Here is a 16,036-nt window from a genome sequence, read left to right on the forward strand (position 1 = left end):
GAAATATGCTAAAAATACACCTTTTATTTTTTAAGTGTTTTTTAATGTAAAAAAAAAGTGCTAAAAATTAGACAATTTCTGCACTTAAACCAGCCTGAAGGAGCTTACTACATCTGGGTTTTAATTCTTCGTAAGGACCGGTTTTAACCGTACACTTTCCTTTATAATGAACAATAATAGAACACTGTTCTGCCTGCTCAGGAGTATGATCACATGCGTAGATTAACGTATCTACCACATGATCAAATGTATTGACATCATCATTAAAAAGAATGATCTCATTTTGCTTGTCAACCTCTTCTAAAATGAGCAGATCTTCTAAACTTTTTTCCTGTGTACTCATCTGGGGAATTTTTTGCTAATTTACGTATTTTAAAGAAACCCAAGAATTCTTCTCCAATTTTTCAGTTAATTTTAACGAATACTTGACACAGCATTCATCAATTATTATGATATCTTTTTCATAAAAACCACTTAAAAGAAGTATCCCCTTTCCAGATAAAACCTTAGTATAGACTTTTATGTCTTCAAGCAGAATATTTCTATTAATATTTGCGATAATTAGATCATATTTTTGAGCATTTAATAAAGATGAATCTCCTTCATAAACAGAAGTATTTTGACAATTATTTCTTTCTATATTCTCTAATGAATTTTGATAACACCAATTATCTATATCTATTGCATCTACTTTTTTTGCACCTTTCATATCAGCCAAAATTGCTAAAATTCCTGTGCCGCAACCCATATCCAAAACAGTTTTATCCTTTACATTAAGCTTTAAAATATGCTCAATCATCATATGCGTGGTTTCATGATGCCCTGTTCCAAAACTCATTTTTGGTTCTATTACAATATCGAACTTAGTACTAGGTATTTCGTGAAATGGAGCCCTAACAGAACATTGATCATTTACAACTATGGGATGAAAATTTTTCTCCCATTCCTCATTCCAGTTTTGTTGTTCAATTTGTTTGTAAGTAAATTTAGTGGTAAAATTAGGGTTCTTGAGAAAGTATAATTCTTCTAAAATTTCAGGCTTCCAATCTGTCTCTGGAATATAGGCCATTAAAGAATCTTCTTCAGAAAGAAAACTTTCAAAACCTAAAATACCCAGCTGCGCCGCCAAAATATCCTCTCCAGGATCCTTAGGTGACACCACAAATCTGTATTCATAGTAATTCATTGATTATTCTCTTAATTTAAGTTTCATCATTACGTCTGTTTGCTTATCTGTTCCTACCATAAAATGATGAACACCAAATGCAGTAAAGCCATGTCTTTCATAAAATCTAATAGCCGAGTCATTCTTTTCCCAAACTCCCAGCCATATAAAATCCAATTTATACTCAACAGCCCATTCAATAGCAAAATTGATTAAAAAATGACCAATTCCTTTTCTTTGATAGGATTTTAAGACATAAATACGTTCTAATTCTGCACTATTCTCTGTTTTTAATTCTATTTGAGCATCTCCTATATTGAGTTTTAAATAACCAACAATCAACTGCCCTAACTTTACAAAATAAAAGTGCGAGTTCTTGTTTATTAACTCTTTAGATAGCTGCTTTTTACTAAAAGCGCTCTCCAAATAAGAATAGAGATCTTGCTTGTTATTACCTTCAGAAAACTTCTCAGAGAAGGTATGAATACTTAACTCTCTTAGAACATGTAGGTCTTTTATGGTAACCTCAACTAGCTCTAATTCCTCCATTCACCCTAAATTGCTGCTATAATAGAGGCAAAATCTGAAGCTTTTAAAGACGCTCCTCCTATTAATCCTCCATCAACATCTGGCTTTGAAAAAATTTCTTTAGCGTTTGCTGGTTTCACACTGCCCCCATAAAGAATTGAAATTTTAGAGGCTAAGGCTTCATCATATGCAGCGGTAATTGTCTTACGAATAAATTGATGCATTTCTTGAGCCTGTTCTGGAGAAGCTGTTTCTCCAGTTCCTATAGCCCAAACAGGCTCATAAGCCAACACGATAGTATCCCAGGCAGCAGCTTCTAAATGGAATAAAGCATTTTTAAGCTGGCTTTCAACGATTTCAAAATGCTTATCACTTTTTCTATCTTCTAGTTCTTCTCCAAAACAAAATATAATGCGCATTTCATTTTCAAGTGCTGTATTTACTTTTTTAGCTAAAAGCTCATCATTTTCACCAAAATAGGCTCTTCTTTCTGAATGACCAAGAATTACCGTATTAACACCTACACTCTTTAACATACTTGCCGACACCTCACCTGTATAAGCGCCATTTGCAGCGAAATGCATATTTTGTGCTACTACTTCTATATTAGATTGACGGCATGTTTCAAAAGCACGAAACAAATTGGTAAACGCTGGCGCTATCATTACCTCAGCATCAGTAGCATCTAATGTATTTTTTAGTTCAGTTATTAAAGCTTCTGTTTCTGCAAGGTCATTATTCATTTTCCAGTTTCCTGCAACAATTTTGTTTCTCATGATATTTTGTTTCTTTATTTAGTTATATAGTTATGTTTCATTTTACAAAGGTAAAAATGCAATATATTTATCCTTTCAAAATTCCAATCTATCCAAGTCATTATAATGCACTTTTTGAAGTATTGTTCCCTTTTTTAATTTAACCACCGCAGGATTAGATCTTACAATAGTTTTTAGCGTAGTCTGGTCTGTAAAGTAAAAGTCAAAATCTAATTGATGTAATTTTTTGATTTTTAAAACCTCCTTATATGAGGAAGCAGACATTCCTATGATTTTATACCCATTCTTTTTGGCTAGTTCTGCCACTGTTTTTATTTCTGCTAAACCTTCTGGAGACGATTTTAAAAGATCATAAGAAATCACCATAAGCAAATTATCTTCCAATAACATCTCTTTTGTATAATCTTCCCCTTCCCTTTCTATAGTAAAATCGTGTACCGGAGGCTCATAACCAGCCTGAAGCAAGGTAGTTTCTACTCCAATAAATTCACCATCTATTGAAGGATAATCACCAGGTGTTTTTATAATCTGCTCTTTTCCATTCACCTTAAACTTCCATGCATATTCATATATGGGTTTAGGTGCTTCTTCTGGAATATTCATGTTTTCCATAATATTAGATCCTTCTTTATAGGCTCTAAAATCAATAACAGGGAGATGATTCAAAACATGATTTGCAAAGGCAATACATGCTAACAAGCTTAGAATCATACTAAAGGTGGCAAATCTCTTCGTAATAAATGGTTTAATTAATTTAGCATTAAAAAACAATAGCAATATAAGTACCAATAATACAATGTCTTTTGTAAAAGACTCCCAAGGAGTAAGTTTTACTGCATCTCCAAAACAGCCACAATCAGTCACCTTATTGAAGTAAGCAGAATAAAAAGTGAGAAACGTAAAAAATACAATCATCAACAATAAAGACCATAATGTAAATTTAGGCTTAAACCCTACCAATAACATTACACCTAACACAACCTCTGCAATTACCACTATTAAAGCAATAATCAACGCATAGGGTTCTAAAAATGGAAGATTTAGTACTCCTTGACTAAAATATTCTTCTAATTTAAAAGAAAAGCCTACGGGATCATTTAGTTTCACAAACCCACTAACAATGAATAAAACACCTACAAAAAATCTAATTATTTGCACTATCCATTTCATGCTTCACCAATTTCTTTTTATTATTTATTTTGCTCAAACAATATCAATGCAAATACTGCATAATTAATCATGTCTTGATAATTTGCGTCTATTCCTTCACTTACCAGTGTCTTACCTTTATTATTTTCAATTTGCTTCACTCTGAGTAGCTTTTGAAGAATCAAATCTGTAAGTGAGCTAATGCGCATCTCCCTCCAAGCTTCTCCATAATCGTGATTTTTATTCTCCATGAGTGCCTTTGTCTTTCTAATATGTATATCATAACATCTCATGGCTTCATCCAACGAAAAATCTGGCTGCTCTGCTATTCCTTTTTCAAGTTGAATTAGCGCCATAATAGCGTAATTAATAATTCCAATAAACTCAGAAACCTCATCTTCATTTACTTTGCGGGTTTCATTTTCCTGTAAACTTCTTATACGTTGTGCTTTAATAAAAATCTGGTCTGTAAGAGAAGGAAGCCTAAGTATGCGCCATGCACTGCCATAATCTTTCATTTTATTAACAAACAAATCTCGACAAATGGCTATTACTTCATCATATTGTTTTGAGGTGTCTTGCATACTTTTGTTTGTATTTTGCGTAAATTTCGCTTAAAATTTCGAATTGTTCAAAGTTCAGAGTTAGAAGTTCTTTTTTTTTTCAAATCTCTGCCTAACTAGTTGTTTAAACCATGAATATTAATTGTAAAGGGACATTAATTGATCTTACAGAACCAAAAGTAATGGGAATTTTAAATGTAACTCCTGATTCTTTTTTTGATGGAGGACGCTTTCAAGATGAAAAAGCTATCCTGAAGCAGGTGAAGTTGCTCATAGAAGAAGGAGCCAACTTTATTGATATAGGAGGGTATAGCTCCAGACCAGGTGCTCCAGATATTTCCGAAAAGGAAGAATTACAACGTGTATTACCAGTTTTTGAAATGTTAAGTGTTGAGTTTCCTGATGTCTTATTATCCATAGATACTTTTAGAAGCGAGATAGCAGGTGCCTGTATTGATGCAGGTGCAGCCATTGTTAATGATATTACTGCGGGAAAAGTAGATGAAAATATCTTTTCTGTAGTAGCAGAAAAAAACACTCCCTATGTAATGATGCATATGCAGGGAAATCCAAAAACGATGCAACAACAGCCCAATTATGATAATATAGTACAGGAAATTCTATTATTTTTTTCTGAGAGAATTGCTAAGGCAAGATCTTTTGGAATTAATGATATTATTTTAGATCCTGGTTTTGGATTTGGCAAAACAATAGCTCATAATTATGAACTTCTTTCAAAACTAGCGTTATTCAAATTCAATGAATTACCATTGTTAATTGGAGTAAGCCGGAAGTCAATGATCTGGAAGGTTTTAGATATTTCTGCAAATGAGGCTCTAAATGGAACTTCTGTACTGCACACTATTGCATTGCAAAAAGGAGCTCAAATACTAAGAGTGCATGATGTAAAAGAAGCCAAAGAATGTGTAAAATTAATTACACAGCTTAAAAAGCATCTGTAATGAAGAGAATTTTTCTATTATTATTAATTTTTACATACACAGTCAATTGTTCGCAACCACCAGAAATTCAGCTTTCAAAGGTTAATCGAAGTTCTATAACAGATATAAATAATCATTCTCAAGCCTATTTGTTTTATAACATCAAAGAAGTAGACAGCGTAACATTGAATCGTAAAAATTTAATTCTTAATACAAATTGGATTGTTCACATAGATGCGCGTTTGTCTTTGAAGAAAGTACTCCCTAAACTGGCACTTCTTCATAAAAAAAGAACTAAAAAAAGTATTCACAGTAAAGAAGGAATGAAAAACTATTTCTCTGTCTTAGATCTTTCTTATAAACGACTCGCATTTATTGATTATTCTGCTTTTCAATTCAAATATCCAGACACACATTCCAAATTCTACATAAAAAAATCCCCAGAATTTCATATTCCACTTTACAACCTTTCTATAAATTTTGATTATTTGAATCAAATTACGGTTGATTCTAACCCAGTTGCTGTAAGTGAACTCAATAGCTTTTTAAAAGAACAAATAGATTTTGCCTCAGAAGGAAAGAAAACATTGTTATATCTTAATTTTGATGAACGCCTTTCATTTGAAGAATATTTAAACAATTATTTGTTAATTTCTGAAGTGGTTAACGAGCAAATAAAAATTGCTGAGCAGCAGTTTGTTTATAATTACGATAAACTGCCAGATTGTAATTGCAAATTATAAGGCAATTTTGTTATTTTTACCAAAATCCATTCCGCTATTGAAACTTTTTGACTTTTTACATTTCAGTGTAATTGACATTATTGATATTTTACTAGTGGCTACTCTTCTTTATTATGTGTATAGACTAGTAAGAGGCACGGTTGCCATCAATATTTTTATTGGTATTGTGATCATTTATCTCATTTGGAAACTTACAGAGGCGCTACAAATGAAAATGGTAAGTGGTATTTTTGGTGGATTCATGAGTGTTGGCCTTATTGCCCTTATCATTGTTTTTCAGCAGGAAATTCGTAAGTTTTTATTGATGGTAGGCTCTACGAATTTCACCGGTAAAAAACGATTTTTAAAACAATTTAAATTACTAAGAAATGAAGCTGCCAATATCGTAACAGATGTTGATGCTATCGTAGAGGCCTGCGCTAAAATGGCTACTACAAAAACGGGGGCCCTTATAATTATCCAAAGAAATAATAAACTTGATTTTATCAAATCTTCAGGTGATAAAATGCACATTGAGGTTACCCTCCCCATTATTGAGAGCATCTTTTTTAAAAATAGCCCTTTACACGATGGAGCAGTAATTATTGAAAACAATTACATTACCGCTACCCGAGTGATATTACCGGTGAGCAATGAGCGAAATATCCCCTTACGTTTTGGATTAAGGCATAGAGCAGCCGTTGGTATTACCGAAAAAACAGATGCACTTGCGCTTGTAGTCAGTGAAGAAACAGGGCAAATCTCATATATTAGAAATGGAGAATTTGCCTTATATGAGAATTTAGAAGAGTTGGCTGTTTTAATAAAAAACGATCTAACTTAAATAACACATATCATGAAATGTAGAAATTGTAATCTTGATTTAAAGGAAGAAGAAAATTTCTGTAAAGAATGTGGAGCAAAGGTGATTAGAAACCGGCTTACCTTAAAAAACTTATGGGCAGAAGTCTCTGAACGCTTTTTAAATTATGATAATGCCTTTGCAAAAACTTTTAAAGATCTTTTTAGTAAACCCGTAGAAGTTATTGATGGTTTTATTCTTGGCCTCCGAAAAAAATACGTTAATCCGGTAAATTATGTAGCAATTACGGCTACCTATAGTGGGCTAGTTTTTTATTTGATCAAGAAATTTAGACCTGGTTTTTATGGCAACCTAAATTTTCAGGGGCAAAATCAAGAGGCCTTCTCAGAATTCATGAATGGTATTATGGATTTTCAAGGATTTCTTTACTTTCTTTCCATTCCATTTATGGCGATAGTTTCTATGATTGTTTTCATGAATATCAAAAAATATAATTTTACAGAACAAAATGTTATTTACATGTATACAGGTGCTCAGAGCTCTGTATTAACCTCTACCCTGATATTACTAACACTGCCATTTTATACTGTTGCTCCTTTAGCACTCAATATTATAACCTATGCCATAATGGTAGGCTTTAACGGCTATGTATTAAAAAAACTTTTTAACTTAAGTCTAAAACGAATACTGTTTAAAACCCTAGTATTTTTCTTTGTTGCCTTTACCATATATATCATGTTGATTGTAGTTGTAGGGCTTATGATAGGGGCATATTTTTTAATAACTGGTGATATTCCTGAAGCTTTTATACCTGTAAAAGATTAATGCCTTTTTGACTTATTTCACTAGGTAAAAACTACTTAAAAGAAATAATGCTTTCTAGACAACGAGTTACTTAAGAGGATTTGTCTCTCTAAAATTTTTGTATTGATCTATGTAAGCGTTTCCTCATTCAGAAATTGAACCTCGTAAAGATTTCTATAATACCCATCTTCCTTTTGAAGCAATTCTTCATGAGTTCCAGTTTCCACGATATGTCCTGCATCCATCACCAAAATTTTTGAAGCTTTTTTAATAGTAGCTAAACGGTGCGCAATCACAATAGAGGTTCTTCCTTCGGTAATTTTATCAGTAGCTTGTTGAATTAACCTCTCGGCGTAGGCATCAACGGAAGAGGTAGCTTCATCCAGCACTAAAACACCTGGATTACTTACGTAGGCACGAAGAAATGAAATTAATTGCCTTTGCCCGCTAGACAGCATAGTTCCTCTTTCTTTGACATTGTAATTGTAGCCATTAGGTAAGCTCATAAAAAAGTCATGAATACCTATTTCTTTTGCAGCTTTAACTACCATTTCTTCGGTAATAGCTGGATTTCTAAGGGTTATGTTATTGAGGATAGTATCAGCAAAAAGAAAAACGTCCTGTAGTACTACCCCAATATTGTTACGTAAAGATGCTAGTGAATACTCCCTAATATTGATTCCATCTATGGTTATAGAACCCACTTGTATATCATAAAAACGACTTAGCAAATTGATAATGGTAGATTTCCCAGCACCCGTAGCACCTACAATTGCCACCGTCTCTCCTTGTTTTGCTTCAAAAGAAATTCCATGGAGCACTTCTTCGTCCTTAACATAACCAAAATGAACATTAGAAAATTTAATAATTCCAGTTAAATTTTCTACTTCTTTGACTCCAAAATCTTCAATTACACTTTCCGTATCTAAAATTTTAAATACGCGGTTGGCAGCAATCATTCCCATTTGAAGCGTGTTGAATTTATCTGCAATTTGTCTTAATGGTCTAAATAACATTTGAGACATTTGAATGAACATTATAATAGTTCCTGCTTCAAAATTTTCCGAGGAGGCAACCCCTTGCTTAGCACCGTACCAAACCAATAAGCCAATGGTTACAGACGATGCCAGCTCTGCTATAGGAAAAAATATACTGTTGTACAAAACCGTCTTTACCCAAGCCACCTTATGTTTTTCATTAATCTCTCTAAACTTCTCAAATTCAATATCTTCACGATGAAATATCTGAACGATTTTCATTCCAGTAATTCTTTCTTGAACAAAAGAATTTAGATTAGCCACTTGCGTTCTCACCTCATTAAAAGCTGCCTTCATTGCCTTTTGAAACACCCTTGTGGCATATAAGATAACAGGAAGCACTGCAAATACGATTAAAGATAATTTCCAGTTAAAAAATAACATTACTCCTGCAACCACTAACATCTTTAGTAGGTCACTAACAATCATAAAAAAACCTTGACTAAAAATCTCGGCTATACGCTCCATATCACTTACTGCTCGTGTAACCAATAAACCAACAGAAGAATCATTAAAATACTTCATTCTAAAACGAAGCATATGTTTAAAGAGTTTGATACGTACATCTCTAATAATACTTTGCCCTAGCCAATTTGAGTAATAAATAAAACTTAGCTGACTTACTACTTCTAAAAATAAAATCAACGCCATAAAACCAACAAAAAGCAATAAGCCTTCATTGTCTTTATTGAGTATATAAGTATCTATCGTTTCCTTTAATAAAATAGGTCGTGCAACTGCAAATACTGAAAGCATTATTGCTGCTAGCGCCACCCCATAAAAAGTAAGTTTATAGGGTTGGGTATGTTTTAGAAGTCTTTTAAAGAGCTTAAAGTCAAATGCATTGCCATTGGTATCACTCATAAATTTTAAGATAGTGGTTGCGCATATACTACACTAGTCAAATATAAGGCATGTGCTGGAACTGAAACCCCCGCCATACTCCTATTTTTACTTTCAATGATTTTTTTAACATCTTCTTTAGAAATTTTACCCAAACCTACATCTAACAAAGTACCCACAATGGCTCTTACCATATTTCTTAAAAATCTATCAGCAGTGATTGTAAAAACTAATTTATCTGGTGTAACTTTCCAACTAGCCTGACTGATATCGCACAAATAGGTTTTTACATCTGTATTTGATTTAGAAAAACATTGAAAATCTTTGTAGACATATAATAGCTCGGCTGCCTCGTTCATTAAATTAACATCTGGTTTTTTGTGACAATAATAGGAATAGGCGCTTAAAAAAGGATCCTTTTTATTTACCACCCAATATTCATAAGTTCTTGAAATTGCATCAAATCTGGCGTGTGCTTCTGCTGCGACTTCAAATACATTTGTAATAGCAATATCAGAAGGGAGAAATGCATTCAACCGATTTATTAAGAAATCAAAATCTGATAGTTTAGTACTTTCAAAATGCGCAAACATTTGTTTTGCATGTACTCCAGCATCTGTTCTACCTGCCCCTGTTACGGTAATGTTTTCTCTAAGTAACAATGACAAAGCGTTTTCCAGCGTTTCCTGAACGGAAATAGCACTAGGTTGTCTTTGCCACCCATGATAGTTCTTTCCATTGTAAGCAAATTCAATAAAATATCTCACCTTAAACTATTATTTTTGTAATCACTGTAAAGATACAAATGCTTACTGTCTCTTAACAAAAATCACTTCCTGACTCCGATAAATGAAAAAAATATTACTACTCTCTGATACTCATAGCCATATAGATGAAGCTATTTTAAAGCATGTTCTCTGGGCAGATGAGGTCTGGCATGCAGGAGACATTGGTGATCTAAATGTAACTGACACCATTAAAAAACATAAAACGTTACGTGCTGTTTATGGCAATATTGACAATGCTGAAGCCAGAATGGAGTATCCAGAAGATTTATTCTTTACCTGCGAACAAGTAAAGGTTTTTATAACCCACATAGGAGGTTATCCAAATCGTTATAAGCCAAGGATTAAGACCTTACTAGAGAAGCATAAGCCTTCTTTATACATTTGTGGACATTCCCACATTTTAAAAGTTATATATGACAAAAAGCTCCATCTTCTTCATATGAATCCGGGAGCGGCTGGAAAACATGGTTTTCATCAGGTTAGAACAATGCTTCGTTTTCACATTGATAAAAGCGACATTAAAAACTTAGAAATAATTGAATTAGAAACCAGGAAATAAAAAACCCGGAGCTTCCCCCGGGTTTACGCACTAATAATACTAAGACTAAAGGTTTATCGCAATCGATCTACAGATTTTACGAGATCTTCATCCTTTTTGATTGCTTTATTAGAAAGCACTAAAAAAACGATAGAAATAACTGGTATAAGTATCCCAATATCCTTCTCAGAAATAAAATTTTCTCCGGATAAGTTTAGCGATCGGTATACGAAAAATCCAAGTAAAGTAAAGTTTAATATGATATTCAATCTGTTTAACACAAATTGGAGTTTTCTATCTTTAAAAATAAATATTGTGACTAAAGCTGCTATTGCACTAACTAGAAATGCCGAGGAAACAAATACTTCATTCTTTGCAAAAACCTGATTTCCCTCCATATCTGTCCATATTGCCAACCAAAAAGGAAGTGCCCCAGTTAAGATGGCAACAATCAATAAATACAGACTCTGAATTCTTTGTAGCATTACAAATTCTCATTAATAAGGACAAAAATAAGAGTTCTTTTTAAAAAATTGTACTAGATTATTAAAATAAATTTGTATTATTGCGTAATAGATTAGAAACTACACCAATAAACAAATCGTTTATACTTCGGTTAACTTTTCAATAATAACAAAATTCGATTCACTTCAATACGATATATAATTTATAGACATTTCAATGTTTGACATTTCTGACCTAAAAAGCAAAAAGCTGGTAGAATTACAAGGTATAGCTAAAGAGCTGACTATTCCTAAATACAAATCGCTTAAAAAAATGGACCTCGTCTATCAGATTCTTGATGTTCAGGCCGCAAATCCTAAATCGGTTTCAACCGAAACGACTGCGCCTTTAACAGAATCTAAGGAAGAGACTCCAGAATCTAAACTTCGTAAATCGCGAACCAGAATAAGCAAAAAACCTGCTAGAAAAAAAGAAACTGCAGCAAGCAATGCTCCAGAACCGAATCTCTTTGAAGAAGACAAGCCTAAAAAAGTTTCTGCTGAAAAAAAGATTCTAAAAACGTCTTCAAACACTCCGCAAGTTAAGGAAAAAGAGACAAAAGCTCCTCCAAAAGAGAAGGCAAAAGTCTCCCATGAACCAAGAGAAAAGAGTCCTATACCCAAAAGAGAACACAAATCTAAAGAGGATTACAAAAGAAGAGATTCCAAAAAACCTCATTATAAGTCAAATGGCGCTAATCAATCTTCCCAAGGAAGAGACCATGTAGACCGCGACAATTTTGATAAAGAGAAGAAAAACAGATATCGTGATCCTGATTTTGAGTTTGAGGGAATAGTTGAAAGCGAGGGAGTCTTGGATATCATGCAAGATGGTTATGGTTTCTTAAGATCCTCAGATTACAATTACCTTTCTTCTCCAGATGACATTTATGTGTCTCAATCTCAGATTAGACTTTTTGGTTTAAAAACAGGAGATACTGTACTCGGAAGTGTTAGACCTCCTAAAGAAGGTGAAAAATATTTCCCTCTAATTAAGGTTAGTAAAATAAATGGTCTTGACCCGCAAGTGGTGAGAGATCGTGTTTCTTTTGAACATCTTACACCATTATTTCCAGAAGAAAAATTTAAGCTTGCAGAAAAAAGGAGTACCATCTCTACAAGAATAATGGACTTGTTTTGTCCTATCGGAAAAGGGCAAAGAGGAATGATTGTTTCGCAGCCTAAAACAGGTAAAACCATGCTTTTGAAAGATATTGCAAATGCGATCGCAGCAAATCATCCAGAAGTTTATCAAATTATTCTTTTAATAGATGAAAGACCAGAAGAGGTAACCGATATGCAAAGAAACGTGAGAGGTGAAGTTATTTCTTCTACCTTTGATGAGCCAGCAGAAAGGCACGTAAGAGTTGCTAATATTGTGCTGGAAAAAGCTAAGAGATTAGTAGAATGCGGTCATGATGTTGTTATTCTATTAGATTCTATTACAAGGTTGGCAAGAGCTTATAATACCGTACAACCCGCAAGTGGAAAAGTACTTAGTGGGGGTGTTGATGCCAATGCATTGCACAAACCAAAAAGATTCTTTGGAGCGGCCCGTAATATTGAAGGAGGAGGATCTTTAACCATTATTGCAACAGCACTTACAGATACCGGATCTAAAATGGATGAGGTGATCTTTGAAGAGTTTAAAGGAACTGGTAACATGGAATTACAACTTGATAGAAGAATTGCCAATAGAAGAATATTCCCAGCCATAGATCTTATTTCCTCTTCCACAAGAAGAGATGATATATTGTTAGAAGATAATAATATCCAAAGAATGTGGATTCTGAGAAAATACCTGGCTGATATGAATCCAGTAGAAGCCATGGAATTTATGGAAGATAGAATTAAAAAGACAAAAAATAATGATGAATTCTTAATGACTATGAATCAATAAGTCATTCATAACATACATTTCTTTTATAAATCCCGCTCTTGAGCGGGATTTGTTTTTTTGGCATTAACCATATTAGACTCTAAGTAGCTGCTAATTAAGAATTTTCTACTTTGTACATCTCTTTTTAATTAGTAGTTTTGAATAGCCTCATTATAACCAACTTCACTTCTTATTGCGATTATATTTCATGTGATTAGAAAAGTAGTCTTTATATTAGTCTCATTTATTTTTTCTGTAAGTTTTGCACAGGAGAGAGAAGCTTCTTATTGGTATTTTGGATATTTTTCTGGTCTTCATTTCAATACTGATCCAGTAGGGGTTATTGATGGCAAAATGAATATTGAAGAAGGCACATCCGTTGCTACAGATGAAGATGGAAATCTTCTATTTTACACAAACGGCGTAAATGTTTGGAGTGCCAGAACCTATCCGCATACACTTATGAGTAATGGTACCGATTTACTTGGGGGCAGTAATAGCACTCAATCTGCACTCATTATTCCTAATCCTGAAAACAAAAATATTTTCTACATATTTACAGTGAGCGATTTACTTCGCGTGAATAAAGTACTTACTGTTGGTAATGGTTTAAATTATTCTATCGTTGATATGTCATTAAATGGTGGTGCTGGTGCGGTTACGAGAAAAAATGTGCATCTCATCACTTATAACGAGGATAAAAGAGATGAAGATGATCTTAAGTGTTCTCAAAAACTTACAGCCGTAGCTCATGCCGATGATACATCTTATTGGGTAGTAACTCACTTTCTAGATCGTTTTTTCTCATTCCATATTACCAACAGAGGAGTTTCTACAAGACCTGTAGTAAGTGAGATAGGCCCTACGCTTTTCTCTGGGAACTACCTTATTAATGCAAAAGGGCAACTCAAACTTTCACCAGACGGTACGTATTTAGCTATGGCCAACATGGCAAACGGGTTTGATTCTGAAGGAGAAGGCACGGGTAATCTATACCTTTTTAATTTTGATGATACTACCGGTGAAGTTACCAATTCACAAAAACTATTACCAAATGATTTTGTCTACCCCTATGGAGTAGCATTTTCAGACGACTCCAAAAAATTGTATGTCACCATGCGGAGTTTTAGAGATGGAACCATTGACCGAGGTAAAAGCAGTCTCTTCCAATTTGATCTTACTAGTTCAAATATCCCTGCTTCTGGTTATAGTCTATACAAAAACGACAAGCAGAATGCAGGTGCCTTACAACTAGCTATAGACAATAAAGTTTATGGCGCTGCAAACAACAAATCCAAATTGCTGGTTGTTAACAAGCCTAGAGAACTAAGGGGTAATTCAGACTTTAGTGAGGAAGGTGCAAACCTGCTTGGAAGACCCAGCAAGCGAGGACTACCATCCTTTATTCAGTCCTATTTCCACGTAGAAATCAAAAAAGAAAACACCTGTGCGGGAAGAGAAACGGCAATCGCCATTAATTATCTACCTGAACCCGTTACTATAGATTGGGATTTTGGTGACGGTACGCTTCTGTTAAATTCAACCAATAAAAATCCAAAACATATTTATACCAGCGCTGGAAATTATAGGGTTACGGCAACCGTAGATCATAATGGCTCCATAAGTACCTATACTTCTACTGTTACTATTTACCCTCTTCCAAATCTTAATACGGTTAGACTTACGCAATGTGATGATGATGGTGATGGATTTAGTGAGTTTAACCTTAAGGAAGCCAGCGCTCAAATAGCTTTAGACACCAGCTTAAGGTATAGTTATCACCTTACTCAAGCGGATGCAGATACCAATGCCAACCCAATTAATGGAGCTGTTGCTTTTTCTAATAGGACGGCCTCCCGTATTTATGTTAGAGCGTTAAACGAAAATGGATGTTATCAAACAACCACCATTGATCTTGTAGTAGTCAATACTGCTATTCCTTCTAACTTCAATATTGATTTTTACAGCTGTGATGACTTAAGTGATGGTGATGATGCTAACGGTATTACAAATTTTGATTTTAGCGATGCCACCATACAGATTCGGGCATTATTTCCTTCTACTCCCGGACTGGTTGTAAAATATTATGAAAACAGAAGGGATGCACTAGCTGAATTAAATGAATTAAACCCTCAATCGTATAAAAACACCTCCCCTTTTACGAAGCGCATCTGGGTGCGTGTAGAAACTACCGCTGGTAATTCCTGTTTTGGGCTTGGGGAGCACCTCACACTTTATGTGAACCCAACTCCTGTATTTGAAGTCAACAATCCAGAGATTTTATGTAAAAATCAACCAACATCCATTGCGCTTCAGGTTCAAAACACAACGGATAATTATAGCTATTCTTGGACAGATTTTAATGGAAATATATTACCTGCTACATCCAAACGTATTTTTGTAAATGAAGAAGGAACTTATACTGTTACGGTAGCCAAAACAGATGGCACTGGATGCACTAAAACGGCAAACTTTGTGGTAGAAGCTTCAGATATTGCTATTATTAACGATGTTGCCATTGTAGACAATTCGAGCAACAACACTATCACCATCAATGTGAAAGGTATTGGTATTTATGAATATGCATTAGATGATCAAGGATTTGTTTCAGGAAACCAGGATGATGGTCATCAATTTAAAGGCGTTTCATTAGGAGAGCATACAATTTATATTAAAGATATAAATGGCTGTGGTATGGTTTCAAGAGAAGTATCTTTAATTGGATTTCCTAGATTTTTTACTCCCAATGGCGACTCGGTAAATGATACCTGGCAGCTTACTGGGGTTAGACTACAGCCAGGATCTGAAATTCGTATTTATGACCGTTTTGGAACTTTTATAACCGCATTAGACCCTACCGGAAGCGGCTGGGATGGCACATTTAATGGTAAATTACTTCCTTCTTCTGATTATTGGTTTTTTGCTCATTTAGATGATGGAAGAATTTACAAAGGACACTTTGCATTAAAGCGGTAAT

General features: G+C 34.1%; 16 protein-coding genes. 7 read left to right on the plus strand and 9 right to left on the minus strand.

Annotated features, from left to right (window positions below; translation table 11 throughout):
* Positions 1–67: 67 nt before the first annotated feature.
* The 6 genes from WBG07_RS17160 to WBG07_RS17185 all read right to left on the minus strand — a co-directional run bounded on the left by WBG07_RS17160 (position 68) and on the right by WBG07_RS17185 (position 4,202).
* Entirely contained in the window at positions 68–343 is a 276-nt protein-coding gene (locus WBG07_RS17160; RefSeq protein ID WP_340203063.1) for an ATP-dependent Clp protease adaptor ClpS, read from the minus strand.
* Between the two features lie 15 nt (positions 344–358).
* Positions 359–1,186, minus strand: coding sequence for a 50S ribosomal protein L11 methyltransferase (prmA, locus tag WBG07_RS17165; protein WP_340203065.1), 828 nt, complete (start codon positions 1,184–1,186; stop codon positions 359–361).
* Positions 1,187–1,189: 3 nt separating this feature from the next.
* On the minus strand, positions 1,190–1,714 hold the full coding sequence (locus WBG07_RS17170; protein WP_340203067.1) for a GNAT family N-acetyltransferase: 525 nt from the start codon (positions 1,712–1,714) through the stop codon (positions 1,190–1,192).
* 5 nt (positions 1,715–1,719) lie between these two features.
* Positions 1,720–2,469: a triose-phosphate isomerase gene (gene tpiA, locus WBG07_RS17175; protein ID WP_340203069.1), complete on the minus strand. Its 750-nt coding sequence runs from the start codon at positions 2,467–2,469 to the stop codon at positions 1,720–1,722.
* A gap of 75 nt (positions 2,470–2,544) precedes the next feature.
* Positions 2,545–3,639, minus strand: a complete 1,095-nt coding sequence (locus WBG07_RS17180; RefSeq protein WP_340203071.1) for a BT_3928 family protein — start codon at positions 3,637–3,639, stop codon at positions 2,545–2,547.
* A gap of 20 nt (positions 3,640–3,659) precedes the next feature.
* Positions 3,660–4,202, minus strand: a complete 543-nt coding sequence (locus WBG07_RS17185; RefSeq protein ID WP_340203073.1) for a DUF1599 domain-containing protein — start codon at positions 4,200–4,202, stop codon at positions 3,660–3,662.
* Between the two features lie 110 nt (positions 4,203–4,312).
* Between WBG07_RS17185 and folP the strand changes: the two genes are divergently transcribed.
* Genes folP through WBG07_RS17205 form a run of 4 tightly spaced genes read left to right on the plus strand, consistent with a single transcriptional unit; the run spans position 4,313 to position 7,492 of the window.
* Positions 4,313–5,143, plus strand: a complete 831-nt coding sequence (gene folP / locus WBG07_RS17190) for a dihydropteroate synthase (RefSeq protein WP_340203075.1) — start codon at positions 4,313–4,315, stop codon at positions 5,141–5,143.
* Positions 5,143–5,865 (plus strand): hypothetical protein, encoded by a 723-nt coding sequence (locus tag WBG07_RS17195; protein WP_340203076.1) that lies wholly within the window; start codon positions 5,143–5,145, stop codon positions 5,863–5,865. Before folP ends, WBG07_RS17195 begins: the two co-directional genes overlap by 1 nt.
* Before the next feature lie 37 nt (positions 5,866–5,902).
* Positions 5,903–6,688 (plus strand): diadenylate cyclase, encoded by a 786-nt coding sequence (locus tag WBG07_RS17200; RefSeq protein ID WP_340203078.1) that lies wholly within the window; start codon positions 5,903–5,905, stop codon positions 6,686–6,688.
* 12 nt (positions 6,689–6,700) lie between these two features.
* Entirely contained in the window at positions 6,701–7,492 is a 792-nt protein-coding gene (locus WBG07_RS17205) for a DUF3667 domain-containing protein (protein ID WP_340203079.1), read from the plus strand.
* A gap of 107 nt (positions 7,493–7,599) precedes the next feature.
* On the opposite strand, the gene WBG07_RS17210 is transcribed toward WBG07_RS17205, so the two are convergent.
* Positions 7,600–9,372 (minus strand): ABC transporter ATP-binding protein, encoded by a 1,773-nt coding sequence (locus WBG07_RS17210; protein ID WP_340203081.1) that lies wholly within the window; start codon positions 9,370–9,372, stop codon positions 7,600–7,602.
* 5 nt (positions 9,373–9,377) lie between these two features.
* The gene (gene truA / locus WBG07_RS17215) at positions 9,378–10,118 is read right to left on the minus strand and encodes a tRNA pseudouridine(38-40) synthase TruA (protein WP_340203083.1); all 741 of its coding nucleotides are present in this window, start codon (positions 10,116–10,118) and stop codon (positions 9,378–9,380) included.
* A gap of 82 nt (positions 10,119–10,200) precedes the next feature.
* Between truA and WBG07_RS17220 the strand changes: the two genes are divergently transcribed.
* Positions 10,201–10,698, plus strand: coding sequence for a metallophosphoesterase family protein (locus WBG07_RS17220; RefSeq protein ID WP_340203085.1), 498 nt, complete (start codon positions 10,201–10,203; stop codon positions 10,696–10,698).
* 53 nt (positions 10,699–10,751) lie between these two features.
* Here the strand turns inward: WBG07_RS17220 and WBG07_RS17225 are convergent, their stop codons facing one another.
* Entirely contained in the window at positions 10,752–11,162 is a 411-nt protein-coding gene (locus WBG07_RS17225) for a DUF4293 domain-containing protein (protein ID WP_340203087.1), read from the minus strand.
* A gap of 196 nt (positions 11,163–11,358) precedes the next feature.
* Between WBG07_RS17225 and rho the strand changes: the two genes are divergently transcribed.
* Both rho and WBG07_RS17235 read left to right on the plus strand, forming a co-directional pair.
* Positions 11,359–13,080, plus strand: coding sequence for a transcription termination factor Rho (gene rho, locus WBG07_RS17230; RefSeq protein WP_340203089.1), 1,722 nt, complete (start codon positions 11,359–11,361; stop codon positions 13,078–13,080).
* A gap of 189 nt (positions 13,081–13,269) precedes the next feature.
* Positions 13,270–16,035 carry a T9SS type B sorting domain-containing protein gene (locus tag WBG07_RS17235; protein ID WP_340203090.1) on the plus strand — a complete coding sequence of 922 codons (2,766 nt, stop codon included), beginning with the start codon at positions 13,270–13,272 and terminating at the stop codon, positions 16,033–16,035.
* The last annotated feature ends 1 nt before the right edge of the window (position 16,036 follow it).

The sequence above is a fragment of the Ascidiimonas meishanensis genome, assembly GCF_037782385.1.
GTDB lineage: Bacteria > Bacteroidota > Bacteroidia > Flavobacteriales > Flavobacteriaceae > Ascidiimonas > Ascidiimonas meishanensis.